The 13,398-nt window shown below is 42.8% G+C and carries 15 protein-coding genes; 6 read left to right on the top strand and 9 right to left on the bottom strand.

Features of this window, described 5'->3' with window-relative positions:
- The first annotated feature begins 108 nt into the window (after nt 1–108).
- Together B147_RS0107660 and efpL are read left to right on the top strand one after the other, a co-directional pair.
- Nucleotides 109–585: a DUF2058 domain-containing protein gene (locus tag B147_RS0107660; RefSeq protein ID WP_020586629.1), complete on the top strand. Its 477-nt coding sequence runs from the start codon at nt 109–111 to the stop codon at nt 583–585.
- Nucleotides 586–742: 157 nt separating this feature from the next.
- Nucleotides 743–1,309, top strand: a complete 567-nt coding sequence (gene efpL / locus B147_RS0107655) for an elongation factor P-like protein EfpL (protein ID WP_020586628.1) — start codon at nt 743–745, stop codon at nt 1,307–1,309.
- A 119-nt stretch (nt 1,310–1,428) separates the two neighbouring features.
- On the opposite strand, the gene B147_RS0107650 is transcribed toward efpL, so the two are convergent.
- Both B147_RS0107650 and B147_RS0107645 read right to left on the bottom strand, forming a co-directional pair.
- The gene (locus B147_RS0107650; protein WP_020586627.1) at nt 1,429–2,547 is read right to left on the bottom strand and encodes a DHHA2 domain-containing protein; all 1,119 of its coding nucleotides are present in this window, start codon (nt 2,545–2,547) and stop codon (nt 1,429–1,431) included.
- Entirely contained in the window at nt 2,537–3,958 is a 1,422-nt protein-coding gene (locus B147_RS0107645) for a dihydrolipoyl dehydrogenase (RefSeq protein ID WP_020586626.1), read from the bottom strand. Before B147_RS0107645 ends, B147_RS0107650 begins: the two co-directional genes overlap by 11 nt.
- Nucleotides 3,959–4,065: 107 nt before the next feature.
- On the opposite strand from B147_RS0107645, the gene B147_RS0107640 reads away from it, so the two are divergent.
- Nucleotides 4,066–4,608, top strand: a complete 543-nt coding sequence (locus B147_RS0107640; protein ID WP_245568961.1) for a gamma carbonic anhydrase family protein — start codon at nt 4,066–4,068, stop codon at nt 4,606–4,608.
- 49 nt (nt 4,609–4,657) lie between these two features.
- Here the strand turns inward: B147_RS0107640 and B147_RS0107635 are convergent, their stop codons facing one another.
- Nucleotides 4,658–5,086 (bottom strand): PaaI family thioesterase, encoded by a 429-nt coding sequence (locus B147_RS0107635; protein WP_020586624.1) that lies wholly within the window; start codon nt 5,084–5,086, stop codon nt 4,658–4,660.
- A gap of 286 nt (nt 5,087–5,372) precedes the next feature.
- Between B147_RS0107635 and nhaD the strand changes: the two genes are divergently transcribed.
- Both nhaD and B147_RS0107620 read left to right on the top strand, forming a co-directional pair.
- On the top strand, nt 5,373–6,653 hold the full coding sequence (nhaD, locus tag B147_RS0107625; RefSeq protein WP_020586622.1) for a sodium:proton antiporter NhaD: 1,281 nt from the start codon (nt 5,373–5,375) through the stop codon (nt 6,651–6,653).
- Between the two features lie 126 nt (nt 6,654–6,779).
- Complete coding sequence (locus B147_RS0107620; protein WP_020586621.1) at nt 6,780–7,742, top strand: hypothetical protein; 963 nt, start codon at nt 6,780–6,782, stop codon at nt 7,740–7,742.
- A 433-nt stretch (nt 7,743–8,175) separates the two neighbouring features.
- Here B147_RS0107620 and B147_RS0107615 read toward each other — a convergent pair whose 3' ends face one another.
- The 6 genes from B147_RS0107615 to B147_RS0107585 all read right to left on the bottom strand — a co-directional run bounded on the left by B147_RS0107615 (nt 8,176) and on the right by B147_RS0107585 (nt 12,712).
- Nucleotides 8,176–9,474 carry a radical SAM/SPASM domain-containing protein gene (locus B147_RS0107615; protein WP_020586620.1) on the bottom strand — a complete coding sequence of 433 codons (1,299 nt, stop codon included), beginning with the start codon at nt 9,472–9,474 and terminating at the stop codon, nt 8,176–8,178.
- 16 nt (nt 9,475–9,490) lie between these two features.
- Nucleotides 9,491–9,652, bottom strand: coding sequence for a hypothetical protein (locus B147_RS31720; protein ID WP_020586619.1), 162 nt, complete (start codon nt 9,650–9,652; stop codon nt 9,491–9,493).
- 55 nt (nt 9,653–9,707) lie between these two features.
- On the bottom strand, nt 9,708–10,904 hold the full coding sequence (locus B147_RS30160; protein ID WP_020586618.1) for a tetratricopeptide repeat protein: 1,197 nt from the start codon (nt 10,902–10,904) through the stop codon (nt 9,708–9,710).
- Between the two features lie 8 nt (nt 10,905–10,912).
- Nucleotides 10,913–11,188 (bottom strand): hypothetical protein, encoded by a 276-nt coding sequence (locus B147_RS0107600; protein ID WP_157237815.1) that lies wholly within the window; start codon nt 11,186–11,188, stop codon nt 10,913–10,915.
- A 90-nt stretch (nt 11,189–11,278) separates the two neighbouring features.
- The gene (locus tag B147_RS0107590) at nt 11,279–11,983 is read right to left on the bottom strand and encodes an abortive infection system antitoxin AbiGi family protein (protein ID WP_157237814.1); all 705 of its coding nucleotides are present in this window, start codon (nt 11,981–11,983) and stop codon (nt 11,279–11,281) included.
- 318 nt (nt 11,984–12,301) lie between these two features.
- The gene (locus tag B147_RS0107585) at nt 12,302–12,712 is read right to left on the bottom strand and encodes a tetratricopeptide repeat protein (protein ID WP_083927841.1); all 411 of its coding nucleotides are present in this window, start codon (nt 12,710–12,712) and stop codon (nt 12,302–12,304) included.
- 45 nt (nt 12,713–12,757) lie between these two features.
- Here B147_RS0107585 and B147_RS32400 point away from each other — a divergent pair, with 45 nt between their 5' ends.
- Nucleotides 12,758–13,366, top strand: coding sequence for a hypothetical protein (locus B147_RS32400; protein ID WP_020586613.1), 609 nt, complete (start codon nt 12,758–12,760; stop codon nt 13,364–13,366).
- Nucleotides 13,367–13,398 lie beyond the last annotated feature (32 nt).

Raw genomic sequence — 13,398 nt, 5'->3', positions numbered from 1 at the left:
AGAAATTCTGGGTAAGCTACTCAGATCTTTCAAATTTCGTTGTAGGCCGGGGCCTGGGTACTGATAGACCAGGGACGGCCCGCGGCCGTCATAAGGAAGAGGGGATAAATGGGATTGTCTTTACAGGATCAGCTCCTGAAAGCCGGGATAGCTGATAAAAAACAGGCTAAAAAAGCCAATCAAGAGAAACGGGTTAAGCGGAAAAAAAATAAAGGCAAGAAAGCAACGGCTGAAGTTAACCAGACCCGGCAAGATCAGTTAGCCCAGGCCAAACGGAGCCGGGAACTCAACCTCCGCTCCAACCGTGAGAAAGAAAAACAGGAGAAATTGGCCCAGGTCAAGCAGTTAATAGAAGAGAACCGTCTGGATCTGAGTAAGTACGAAGATCCATACTATTTCAAGGTCGGCAAGAAAATAAAAAAACTCTACGTTAACGATGAGATGACCCGGAAACTTGGCCGGGGACAGCTTGCCATTGTTACGCTGAATAGTGTTTACGAAATAGTTCCGGCTAAAGTGGCCCGGCAAATAGCAGATCGTGATCCGGATTCTTTGGTGGTACTTCATAAGCCGGAAGAAGAATAGCTCATTTGTTGTGAATGCAGTTACCCTGGCCGGTTGGCAATATACACTTGCTTTAAACCCCTTGTGCTGGTAAACAGGCAAAAAAGTCCGTGGCCCCAGGGCCTGAGCGTTGGTTTTATAGAAGCAATGAAGGTTTTATTCTTAGGGAGAGGGAAAGATGCCAAAAGCATGTGATTTAAAAAAGGGCCAGGTGGTGGAGATCAGCGGTGAACCATATCTGGTAAAACATATTGATGTAAGAACCCCGTCGGCAAGGGGCGCTGTTACCCTTTACAAGGTCAGGTTCAGCAGTGTCAAGACCCGGCAGAAATATGAAGATTCATACAAAGGCAATGATATGCTCGATGATGTGGACCTGCAAAGAAAACCGGTCCAGTACCTATATCCGGACGGGGATTTGCATGTGTTCATGGACACCGTGGAATACGGCCAGTATATGATTGCCGGAGACAGCATTGAAGATGAGCTGGTCTGGCTCACCGACGGTATGGAAGATATTGTGGGTATGTTCATTGACGGCAATCTGGTGGCCGTTGAGATCCCCGCTTCCCTTGTTTTTGAAATTACACAAACCGCGCCGGGCATCAAAGGGGCCAGCGCGACGGCCCGGACAAAACCTGCCACCCTTTCCAACGGGGTTGAAATCCAGGTGCCTGAATATCTTGAAAACGGAGAGATGGTCAAGGTCAACACTGAAACCAGAAAATATATAGCCAGGGCTTGAACAAGAAACTAGAGACAAGATACAAGAAACAAGAGGGTGAAGCGCCTGCGGCGCCCATTTTAACCCTTGGTTGTTGGTGTCTTTAGTTTCATTTTTTGTCGTGGGTTATTATGAAAGTCTCAATACGGTCGTTCAAGTTTTGAGAAATACTGGTCCAGTATCGGTTCCAGTTTTTTTCTGGACAGCTTCAGGTTGCCCTGGCGGTAAAAGTGAACTTTTCCACAGTTAAAACCTTGGGGCGGGGGGACTAATTCCAGGTCAAGGTTGAATGTCAGCATGGCTAAAATGGTTGTGAAAAGAACGGGGGATTTGCAAAACACAGAAATCCCCCTTGAAAATTCAGGGGTGCGCTGGGTGTTCATGGTCATCAAAATATCTGCCTGCACTTCCCCGGCATAGGTCTCAATGCCCTTGGCAAGATCCATGTCCCTGACCATCCATTGTTCAAGGGCCAAAGGCACCGATGCCACGGTGCAGTTCACCTTGTTGAATTGAAATGTCTTGCAGTCCCGCCTGAGCAGATCCCTTGTGTCCATTTCACTGATGTCTGATTTGGCTGCACGGATGCCTTGGTAAAACGTGTCTGCGTCCAGGCCGGCAATGGGTTTCAGGTGTTTTGCCACGGCTTGGTCCCTGGGGGTCATTCGCCCGGCCTTGGGGTCAAGGTTGACGGTGTCAATGAGGATAGCCCCAAGCAAGAGGGCGGCAAGGCTTCCGGGAATTTTCCCTGCAGGTCCTTCTTCATTATTATTGATCAGATCTTCACCTACCAGAGTGGCACAGGAACCCACTGGTTCAATCCGGCCCAGGGCATAGGGGTAGAGCTTTAAGTTTTCATGGTGATCCATGATGAATTTTATTTTTTCTTCATACTTTAAAAAACCGTTTGCCGGCCGGTTATGGTCCACCAGTGCAAATCCCTTGACCCGGGAGATGAGCATCTCCAATGGCTGGATATCGTCCAGGAAAAAAAGGTTTTCAGTGTCAATGCCTGTTTGCGAGAGTACCCACCGGCTTTCTGTTTTCAGGCGGAAATCGTCTCGTTTGATGGGAATTAGAGGTAATGCCGTACAGGGATTGTTGCCGTTTCCCAACACCCAGGCCAGACCGATGGCAGACACCACCGAATCCAGATCCGCAGCTTCATTGCCGAATACCAGCATGTCAATATCTTGGGTCTGGGCCCTGGACCGGGCATCAGACAAAAACAGGTTGAGCGGGTCTTTTTTATTTCCCATGGGAACCGCCCTCTGCTTTTTCCAGTATTGGCGTGGGTAAGGGCTCACTGATCTGTTCAGCGATTTGAAAAAAAGCATCTAAAAGCGCCTCCTCAGGCACGGGGTGGTAAAAGGGCATGCCCAGAATTTCTTTGATTGTCAAATTTGCACCCATGGCCCAGGCCAGAAGATGGGCCATGTGTTCGCCGGCCGGAGCCATAATCTCTGCACCAAGCAGCCGCCCCTTTTGGGGGTCGGCATAAATTCGAGCTCTTCCGGCCGCTTTGCCAAGCATCATTCTGGCCCGGCCAAGTTCTTCCCAGGACGCCTCACCTACGACATAATCAATGCCTTTTTCCGTCAGGGCCTTGTGGGACAGGCCTGCAATGGCTATATCCGGTGAAGAAAAAGTGATCTGCAGAGGCACTCGTTTTTTAAATCGGGCCACGGTGCCGGCGCAGGCGTTGTACCCTGCGATGGTGCCGTCATCAGCAGCTTCATGGAGAATGGGTTTTAGCCTATTCACATCGCCGGCCAAAAACACGGGCAGATTTCCTATCTGCAGGGTTTCAGGATTAAAGACCGGCATCCCTTCGGCATCCAAGTCGAGTGTTAAATTTTCAAGGTTCAAACCTTGGAGCATGGGCTGTCTGCCCGTGGCGATCAGCACCCGGTCTACGGTCCAGCGTTTGCTGCCGGCACCCACTTCAAGGCCGGTTTCGGTTTTGCCAAGAATTTCAGCCGCGCCAAGTTCAATGTGCATCTCCTTGGAAAAATGGTCAAAGGCATATTCTTCAAGTTTGGGGTCGGTCAGGCCGCCTGCCGTTTTACGGCGGCTGACGGCAGTTACCTGAACTCCAAGGCGATGCAGGGCCTGACCCAGCTCAATGCCGATGACGCCCAATCCAAACACGGCCATGGTACGGGGCAGGGTTTCCAGTTCAAAGAACTGGTCCGTATCAATTATAAATTCTTTAAACGGCAGCCAGGGCTCAGGTATAAAAGGTTTTGATCCGGTGGCGATGATGATGCTTTTGGCCCGGATGGTTCCATCCCCTAAATCCAGGGTATTGGAATCTATAAACCTGGCCCTTTTCCGGATTACCTTATCCATGAAACCGGACATCTCCTGGATCACGCCGCCTGAAAATTCATCCCGCATGGACCGGACCCGTGCCATGATTTTTTTATAATCCGGGACCAGCCCTTGGGCGCCGTTAATACCGTATTCATCAAAAAAACTACATTTGTGAAAATCATCGGCCACGGCAATCAATGCCTTGGAAGGCATGCAGCCCACCCGTGCACAGGTTGTACCCAAGGGGCCATCATCGATGAGCACATAGTTATCCGTGTGTTTGACCACCTCTTCCTGGGCCGTCAGGCCGGCTGTGCCTGCCCCGATTATCGCCACATCGTATTCTTTTGACATAATTTTTCCTTTTCTGGGTTGTACTTTTGAAACGGCAGGTATAATTCTAGTAAATTATAGAATAAGTCCTGAACATAACAAATTCAATAAAATGATTACAAGGAGAGATGATGACTCTATACGCATTTAAAAATATCCACCCCGAAATTCATGATTCCGTATTTGTTGCACCAACGGCTCAAATCATTGGTGATGTGCATATTGCCCGGAACGCCTCAGTCTGGTTTCAAACGGTTGTCCGGGGGGACACGGCCACAATCACCATCGGTGAACGGACAAATATCCAGGATCTTTCCATGTGCCATGCGGATGCGGGTGTCCCTTTAACGATCGGTAACGGCGTCACTGTCGGCCATCAGGTTTGTCTGCATGGCTGTACCATTGAAGATGACTGCCTGATCGGTATGGGTGCCACTGTGATGAATCATGCCATCATCGGCACCGGATCTGTTGTCGCGGCAGGTGCGGTGGTGCTGGAAAAAACAATTATTCCGCCATACTCCCTTGTCATCGGATCACCGGGAAAGGTGAAGAAAACCTATGAAAACAAAGAAGAAATTACACAGATGATAAAAACGTCCTCCAACCATTATGCAGGGAATGCCAAAACCTTTGCCGATAAAAATCTGTTTTATGAAATTAAGCAATGATCTTGGTCTGGGCCGTATCCGACATCTTTTCGGTTACGGCCGTTCTTCATTAATCTGTCTTGGGTGGAATCACCATCAGGGTGGCACTGCTTTTTGAAATATATTTTCCTGTGTCATCTTTGACTGTGGTGTCCACAAAAACAAGGGTCCTGCCTCGTTTGAACACCGTGGCTTCGGCGGTCAGACGGCCCTTGGACGCCATGGAGAGAAAGTTGTTTTTCAGTTCAATGGTTGTCAGGTTTTCGCCTGGTGCCAGGGTGCTCATCACCGCATGGGCGGCGGCTTCACTGGATAGGGCAATGCCTAAACCGCCCTGCATGATTCCTGCGCCCTGGAGAAATTCGGGCCGGATGTCCATGCTGAACCGGGCATATCCTTTTTCAACTGCCTCAACCTTTATCTGTAAAAAATCCAGAAAAGGGTTGTTGACCGGTTCTCCTGCTGTCAGCTGTTTTAAATATAAGGGGAAATCAAACATAAAGTGGCTCCTTTCATTCATTTTTATTTGGTGGCTGCGCATTGTAGATAAAAATGCCTACTTTTTAAATACATTTATTGATCTGAAAATAAGACCCGGATACGCTTTGCTTCTGCCCGCTTCTAAGGAATACGGTCACCATTGAGATCTCTCCCAAAGATCTGGCAAAGGCCGGCCAGGCCAGGGGCGCTGCCATCTGCAAACTTTGAACTGCATTAAGCCTTCTTGTAATAAGAAATTATGAGCTTATACTTGGGGGGTATTTTTTTTAGTTTAAGGAGGCGTTATGCATACGCTATTAATTGTTGTCTTTGTTCTGGCTTATTCGGCCATCGCCTTTGAGCATCCGCTCAAAGTGAACAAATCAGCCTCCGCCCTGCTGGGCGCCGGCATGATGTGGACCATTTACGCTGTTACCACAGGAAATCACCATCTGGTAACAGAACAGCTCAATGAGAATCTTGCAGCCACTGCCCAGATTATTTTTTTCCTGCTCGGTGCCATGACCATTGTTGAACTGGTTGATGCCCATGACGGGTTTGAGGTGATCACTTCGCGGATTACCACCACCAGCCTGAGTGTTTTGATTATGCTCATTGGTCTTGTCACTTTTTTTCTCAGTGCCATGCTGGATAACCTGACCACCACCATTGTCATGGTGTCATTGACCAAGAAGCTTTTGGATAACCATGATGACCGGTTGTTTTTTGCAGGCGTCATTGTTATTGCCGCTAATGCTGGCGGGGCCTGGTCTCCCATTGGTGATGTCACCACAACCATGCTCTGGATCGGCGGCCAGATCAGTTCTGTGGGGGTGGTTAAATCGGTTTTCCTGGCATCTGTTGCCAATCTTATCATTCCGTTGATTATTGTAAGCTTTATGCTGCGGGGAAAATCCGTGGGGAAAAAGGCTACACCGTCTGGTCCCAGGACAACCACAAAATTCGAACGTAATTTGATGTTTACTGTGGGCCTAGGATCATTGGTTATGGTGCCGGTGTTCAAAGAAATCACTCATTTGCCGCCTTTTATGGGTATCTTGTGCGGCCTTGGGGTCCTCTGGCTGGTGGGAGAGCTTGTCCACAGGCATAAGTCAGACGAGGAAAAACAGCCTTTAACCATGGTGCATGCCCTGACCCAAATCGATATGGCATCCATTCTTTTTTTTGTCGGTATCCTGTTGGCGGTGGCAACTTTGGAAGATACCCATATTCTGACCACACTGGCCACCTGGCTTAACCAGACCATTGGGCAGCAAAGCATTATTGTTGCGGTGATCGGTATTATCAGCTCAATCATTGACAATGTGCCCCTGGTGGCCGCATCCATGGGGATGTATGATATCCATCAGTTTACCACAGACAATTTCTTGTGGACCTTTTTGGCTTTTTGTGCAGGAACCGGCGGTTCTTTACTGATCATTGGGTCAGCTGCCGGGGTGGCTGCCATGGGCCTGGAGAAAATCAATTTTTTCTGGTACGTGAAAAAAATCAGCGGGCTGGCCGTTCTTGGTTATATCGCAGGCATCCTGGTATTTCTAGCTCAGTTCAAACTGCTCCACGGCTGATTTGATGGCCTATACGGAACTCATTGATCAACAAGGGCGTTACAGCAAAAAATATATGCAATACTTAAACTATTCGCAACATAAGAATTTATCTTTAAGCATAATGATTATCCGGAATAATCGATTTTGATCAACATTATTGATGCACTTTATTTACAGGTGAATATGGGGCCGATATCCAAAAAAATTATTTCAGGGCTGAAAAAAGCAAAGAAAAAGAAAATAATAAACTTTCAAGAATTGAAAGAAGCCAAAATACACGCTGAGAACCTTGAAGGAACCATCATATCAAAAGAAGAACTGGGCAAATATGACCCTCTCCATGCTATTTATATTTATGCTCAAAATAAAGTATCAGTTCTCGTCGAGCAGCTATCCGATTTATCTGCTGTGTCAAAATTGACGAACATTTTAGAACAAGCAGATGATACTTATATGCCCTCCTTCCCGCCCCAAAGTCCGGTTACACAATCTTACTTCACATGCTGGGGCTTTTTCGACCTTGTCGTAGGAATTAAAAAAGAATCATTCGGAACGATAATCCTTGACGTTTTACGGACGATCAAAGCAGATCCGGGATTGATTACAATAATTGAGTGTATGCAAAGTTCCAGAATGGGGATATTTGTCCATAAAGGGCACCGGGACCGGTATGTTATTTTAGAAGAACTGGGTACCGGTGACGAGCATAAAGTGATAGTCCCGAGCGGTTACCAGGGGAAAAAAGATGAGATATGGTATGCCAGGGTGATGCCTGAACCATTTCCGGAGCTTAATTATGGATACTCTGTCGTATTCACAACACCGTATATTATTGTAGATTTGGATGGCAAGATTGGATCTTCAGCTAAACGTGAGGATTGGGAAGCCTTTTTCGATCGGAACATGAACGTTTCAAATGAGAAAGACCGGATAAAAGCATATGAATCTTTTATGAAGCACGGAAAAAACAAATTCTATTGGAACGAATATATCATTGAAGGATATACTAATTATCAGTCGGAGATGATTTTCCTTGCAGGTTTTCCAGATATCCCTCTGAGTATGCCCCATTCAGTAGAAAGTCAGAAAGAGCGGGGAGAGTTGTGAGGATGAAAACCATTAACACTTTTGAAAATTATTTTTAGCCTGCCAAAATGGAAGCTTTCAATCCAAAGTTTTACAATGAATTTTGTGGTTCCTAAAAAAGACAAAGGACAAGATCTTGGGGTGCATGTTTTTTGAGAAAAGCGAGGCCTACGAGTTATAGGGTTCACTGGCTCCGATTCTAAACCCCTGATTCATTTTTTTGGAATTGGTCGCTGTATTCAGAATTTTACCGGTCCGGTTAAATAGACATTGTGGGTTTCTCGATTCCTTAACTCCTCTTCAAAATTGTCAGGAATTTAAATGGTTTTTTTGCAGATTTCCACCCATAAGAATTGATTGGATAATCATACGAGTGCAAGGACATGGCTCATTAACGACTGAATTGTTGGACATTGGTAAAAAACTCAAAATACTGCCACCGGGATGCCGGAACTTAAAAACACTTTTCTATTATTTTAGGGATAGCTTTTTTACCAGTAGGACAGACTTTTTTTTGTACATTTTTATTCAGGTTATACAAATTACAACTTATCCCCCTACAGGCAGGGTAATACCAGCAATCAAGGCAATCTTCCCTGGTAGTTTCGGGTATCTCCCATAAGCTTAATTTTTTGAGATCATAAAGTATTTTACCACCGTCATGTAATTTTCCCACTTGGTTCAAAGGATTATTGAGAGCGGCTTCACATTTGAGCACTTTCCCATCTGGCATAATTATAAAATTATTTTTTTTTACAGCGGGGCAAACATCACCATTCGGGTGTGCTCTTTTAATGAAGCGGATAGCATCTTCTTTCGAATTTGAATACAGTTTAACAATTTGATTGGTTAAGATTATTTCATCATTTGAATTTTTAGGGTATTTGGTTTTATTAGAATTCCATATCGGATGATAAGAAAATTCAAGCCGACTGTCATTGTTTGCCTTTTTTTTTAGTTGACTAACCCAATCTAAAATAAAAGGGAATGAATATATATTAAAATTTACTCGAATAATAATTTTAAAAGTTTTTGATATATTAAGTAACTGGAGGATATTGTCGGCAACAACTTCATATGTTCTACTTCCATCAATATATAAACGATTTTTATTATGTATCTTTGGAGGCCCATCTAAAGTTACTTGGAACATCCTACAATTATTAGTGATTAATTTAATCGCCGTTCTTTTATCGAGCAAGTATCCATTCGTAGTAATACTTGATTTAAAGCTAATATCAGCCAAATTTGTAATAGAATTAATTTTACAAAGAAGTTTAATTATCAAGTTCTTTGATAGTAATGGTTCTCCACCATACCAAGAGATATTTAGCCAATCCAAAGCCTTTGAAACGCTTTGAATATATTCAATTATGCTATTGACAAGCCTCGCAGATAACTCTTTGCCGGAAAGTTTCTCATAACAATATAAACATCGAAAATTACAAATTTGATTAACCAGAACGGTTAGACTAACACCTTTTAAAAACTCTTCTTTTTGAAGGCTTGATTCCACAAATCTGCATTCATCGAGTTTTTTGGAAACGAAAAAACCTTGCTCCACAAGTTTCGCGAATAGTGGATTATTTAAATCAGAAACAGATACGGTTCTATCAATTAAGTTTAAAACAAGGGGAGAATCTTGTGATTTGATGCGAGTAAGAGCCCCATTAAAACTATTGCATAATAGGAGATCCCCCTTGTTTGATTCAACAGTAATCGAATACTTCGAGAAACTCCATTCGTCTGACATCTATCGAAAAATCAAACTAATGGACACAATTTTTAAAAGGCGGCTCCATAGGCGCCAAAAGGTCCAAAATCAACTCTTTTTTAATATGATCGCTTTCTTTGAACTCTTTTATCTCTTTTCTATAATTATAGAAAACTTCAACAGTTTGTTCTTTATTCTGTTCCTTAGAATTTTTCATAAGTCCTCCTTTTAAATTATAAATGATGAATCTTACTAAGATAAAAATAATGCAATTAACTTTTTTCCAATTTTTTGATTATAATGTCAAACTCTGTCTTAAATTCGTTTGATTTTCGAATTGAGTCGAAGTCTGTTTCCTCACTAAGTTTCCAATTCCCCATATAACGGTATGTTTCCATAAGAGATTGATCTCCAAGTATTGTCTTTAATTGTTCTATCGCAGCTTCATGTTTGCCGGATAATGCTAAAGCACAACTTAAACCAATGTATCCGATAGCATGGTCTGGACGCAAGGTAATACAAGTATTGTAATATTTAACAGCCTCATTGAGGTCGTTTTTTAATATCATTATATGTGCAAATAAATAATGCGCTAAAAACCAATTTGGAGTGACGCTTATCAATTCTTTTGTTTCAATGAGAGCTTCATCAAGTTCATCAATTTGAAATAAAAATTGTGCTATGGCCCGCATCATAACAGGATTATTTGGGTCTCGTCTTCTATATTTCAAATACATAGGAACTCTTTGCATTAGATTATTACAATCTCGAGGGTCTAATTTTATAGTAACTTTTTGATTTTCTATTTCTTTTGTAGAAATGTCCTGATGATGCTCAAAATATTCAACCGCTGCGGCTGAAATAGTATTTATTGGTGCAAGAGGATTTACATATATTATTTTTCTTTCGCTATCGATAAGTTTGTCATTAAAAAATACGTCTGAATTAGGGGGGAATATATCTATTTCAACGGGAGTAGCCTTGTTCCTTAAATAAGTGAGTTCAGACAAATCTTCATCATTCAACAATGCCAACTCTGGGAAAAAATCAGGGATATCTTTTGGTGCTTGAGCAAGAGTACTTTCAATACGAATAGATAGTTCATGTCTTAAAGACTTTAAGTCTAAAGGGTCATATTTTAAATATCTTATATGTTGAACATCAAAAGGAATATCTTCTTTTGATTGTGTGAGAATGATGACAGGTTTTTTTGCGGAATGAGCTAATCCTAATTCATACATTACATTGGGATTTCTATACGTTAAATCAGCTATGATTAATTTTGCGTTGTAAATGCATTGAGTTACATCTCTCATAATTATATTGGTGCCTAACGCTTCTTCATCACCCCTGTATGGAATGAGGTCTGCCTCTTTGATAGCAGGGACGTATGCCAATTCCCATTGATTTTTAAATTCAGTTGAAAATGGCATTATGACAAAACAAAGGTTGTTATCGATTTGATTCATTTTTCAGCCTAATGTTTTTTGTTATGGTGTTGTAACATTTGTTTCAGCTTACCGTTCTCCTGTTTAATCTCAAATTGAAAACTGAAGACACAAACAAGGACAAATAACTGAGTTTTTAAACAATTAGTCATTTTTCGAGCCGTCCATTGAGTATGCTCCCTGGAAAAAGCTGCTTCACTATTTACAACAAAATCTGACAATTGATTATCTGTGCTTATCAAGGTGTTCCTTGATTTTACCTGAAGTTTTTTTAAGTTTGAAGTATAGCTGATAAATGTTTTCACATATAGCCACCTTGTTTTTTGAAAGATAGAGATGAACGCCATGCTCACTGGAGAGGGGCGTTTTTGACCGGAATCCGGTGAAGCAAATGGTCAACCGCCTTCTTCATTCATTAACAACTCTTCAGAACTTAGAACTTTGAAAGCATATTGAGAATAATTTGGTAATCTTTTTAAAAAATCGTGTACCTCAAGAATACAAGCTTTGGGGCAAACAATGGCTTCTATATCATTAACATCGAAATCTATATGTTCGGGTGTGAATGATTCACCCCCACCAGGCTTGTTTTCTGTTCGGCCGATAAATCTCCATTCCCTCTCGTTGCGAAAAATAATGTCCTCTGTTACCCCTACCAAACTACGAAACCAATACCACTTTGCTTGCGTATTTGGGTCAGTTGCAAGATTATTGTGACAAAAATCAAGAACACCAGCCAAGATTCTCCCATAATAATTGGGCTCACTCTTGTCACAATAGATTACGTTTTGAGCATGATTTTTAATAGCCCAATCAATTTTCATTCCTACACCAAAATGCCCAAAAACATTCATGTGCATGCCAATGTATTCAATAGGGGTTTCAGTAAAGCATAACATAGGTAGATCAAAATTCATGTGCCTTACAGGTTCTTCTACATCAAATATTGTCCATTCCCTCTGGTTGCGAGACAGGAGAAAGTGTTGAGACTCAAGGATTGATTTAAGGGTGTTTAAAGACTCTTCTTTGGGTTTAAATATGCCACGGTCGTAATCAATTCCTGTAAAATGAAACAATGTATTTGAGATTGTAGGATTCATTTGTTTTATCTCCGGGTAAAACGTAACAAGTAGCTGACCGGGTCCGGTTATCTTGTTTAACCTGATATCTAACCGTATATCATGAAAAAACGATGGATAACCGGAGCGGCTATCGTTTTTTATATATACCGAATTCCATACCAGCATTATCAGCATTTTTAAATCGTGTAAAGCGATTCCAAAACATCTGTATAAGCTTGATGAAAAGTAGTAAATATAGACCCCGCAATAATGGTATTTATGTAGCGAGTTTTTTTTGTAGCGTGTTTTTCTTATATGAGAATTTTTAATGAGTTTTTTTCTTTGGATTTAGTTTTTTTACTTTTTTTCTTCCCTCATTTTTTTCGCTTTTGACAAATAGTATTCAATGGTCTCTGGAGCAAACCCTGGCGTTGTTCGTGCGAAATCAGCGGCCTTTTGATAATTACTTGCGGCTTCCGACCACTTTCCACGAGCCTCATGGACCTGGCCCAAACGTTCAAAACCGTCAACCTGATCAGGATATTCCTGTAATAATCTTTTGGATGCAGCTTCGGCTTCGTCTAATTTATTTTCATCAATTAAATCCACAACACTGTTTGAAAGCAGATCTAATTCTGTATAGAATGGTGTGAATCCAGCAGGATAAGGCACAGGTCGAGTTATTGGTTCCTGTCGTCCCAAACAACACTTCTTATATTTCTTACCGCTGCCGCAAGGGCATGGTGTATTGCGACCGATCTTTGTCATGAAAAAAATGTTTCACATTTTGAATTTTAACGCAAGGTAAAGATCGTGCAGCTCCGATTCGCCACCAACATTTCTATTGAACAATATATACAGCAAGAAGCATGGAAATATGCAGAACTGGAGCAGTGCCCATTACACCCGGAAGGGGGATGTAAACTTGCCAGACATGGGACCTATAGCAGAAAATTTCCCGACGGTGCAAAGATTGCCCGGTGGTATTGTTCGGATGGTAGGACCACCTTTGGGTTGTTGCCGGACTGTCTGTCCTCACGCCTGCCCGGAACATTGATTGAAGTGGAAACGGTCATCAATCAGATCGAATCAGCGCAAAGCCAGGAGGCCGCAGCAGAGAACATTCGTCCGGACATCGGCCTGCCTGGCATCCTGCGATGGATGAGGCACAGACTGTTTCTGATTCGTGCAAGTTTAATTCTATTGATCGACCTCCTCCCGCTACTATCAAATAATAGCCAGGTGAACTTATCATCGTTGAGATCCGTACTTGGGGTTGAGTTTGTTTTACCCCATCTCCGGGAACTTGCCGCTTCACATCTGGATATCCTGCCGCCGCCGTTAGGGTTTGGCCCCCGGCCTCAAAAAAAATATCGCGGAAAAAACCGTTTCCAACAACAAACGGGACCTGATCCTCCCTGAAAAAAAGGGTAAATTGCCTTTAACGATCATTC

This window comes from Desulfobacter curvatus DSM 3379 (genome assembly GCF_000373985.1).
GTDB lineage: Bacteria > Desulfobacterota > Desulfobacteria > Desulfobacterales > Desulfobacteraceae > Desulfobacter > Desulfobacter curvatus.
The sequence above is the reverse complement of the archived record's forward strand: the minus strand, read 5'-3'. Positions and strand labels throughout refer to the sequence as shown.

Excerpts from the sequence above, each read along its gene's own strand:
- B147_RS0107585 (WP_083927841.1), bottom strand. The coding sequence starts at position 12,712 with ATGACAAAGATCGGTCGCAATACACCATGCCCTTGCGGCAGCGGTAAG.
- B147_RS0107650 (WP_020586627.1), bottom strand. The coding sequence starts at position 2,547 with ATGGGAAATAAAAAAGACCCGCTCAACCTGTTTTTGTCTGATGCCCGG.
- B147_RS30160 (WP_020586618.1), bottom strand. The coding sequence starts at position 10,904 with ATGAATCAAATCGATAACAACCTTTGTTTTGTCATAATGCCATTTTCA.
- B147_RS0107645 (WP_020586626.1), bottom strand. The coding sequence starts at position 3,958 with ATGTCAAAAGAATACGATGTGGCGATAATCGGGGCAGGCACAGCCGGC.
- B147_RS31720 (WP_020586619.1), bottom strand. The coding sequence starts at position 9,652 with ATGAAAAATTCTAAGGAACAGAATAAAGAACAAACTGTTGAAGTTTTC.
- B147_RS0107635 (WP_020586624.1), bottom strand. The coding sequence starts at position 5,086 with ATGTTTGATTTCCCCTTATATTTAAAACAGCTGACAGCAGGAGAACCG.
- B147_RS0107640 (WP_245568961.1), top strand. The coding sequence starts at position 4,066 with ATGATGACTCTATACGCATTTAAAAATATCCACCCCGAAATTCATGAT.
- nhaD (WP_020586622.1), top strand. The coding sequence starts at position 5,373 with ATGCATACGCTATTAATTGTTGTCTTTGTTCTGGCTTATTCGGCCATC.
- B147_RS0107615 (WP_020586620.1), bottom strand. The coding sequence starts at position 9,474 with ATGTCAGACGAATGGAGTTTCTCGAAGTATTCGATTACTGTTGAATCA.
- B147_RS0107660 (WP_020586629.1), top strand. The coding sequence starts at position 109 with ATGGGATTGTCTTTACAGGATCAGCTCCTGAAAGCCGGGATAGCTGAT.
- efpL (WP_020586628.1), top strand. The coding sequence starts at position 743 with ATGCCAAAAGCATGTGATTTAAAAAAGGGCCAGGTGGTGGAGATCAGC.
- B147_RS0107590 (WP_157237814.1), bottom strand. The coding sequence starts at position 11,983 with ATGAATCCTACAATCTCAAATACATTGTTTCATTTTACAGGAATTGAT.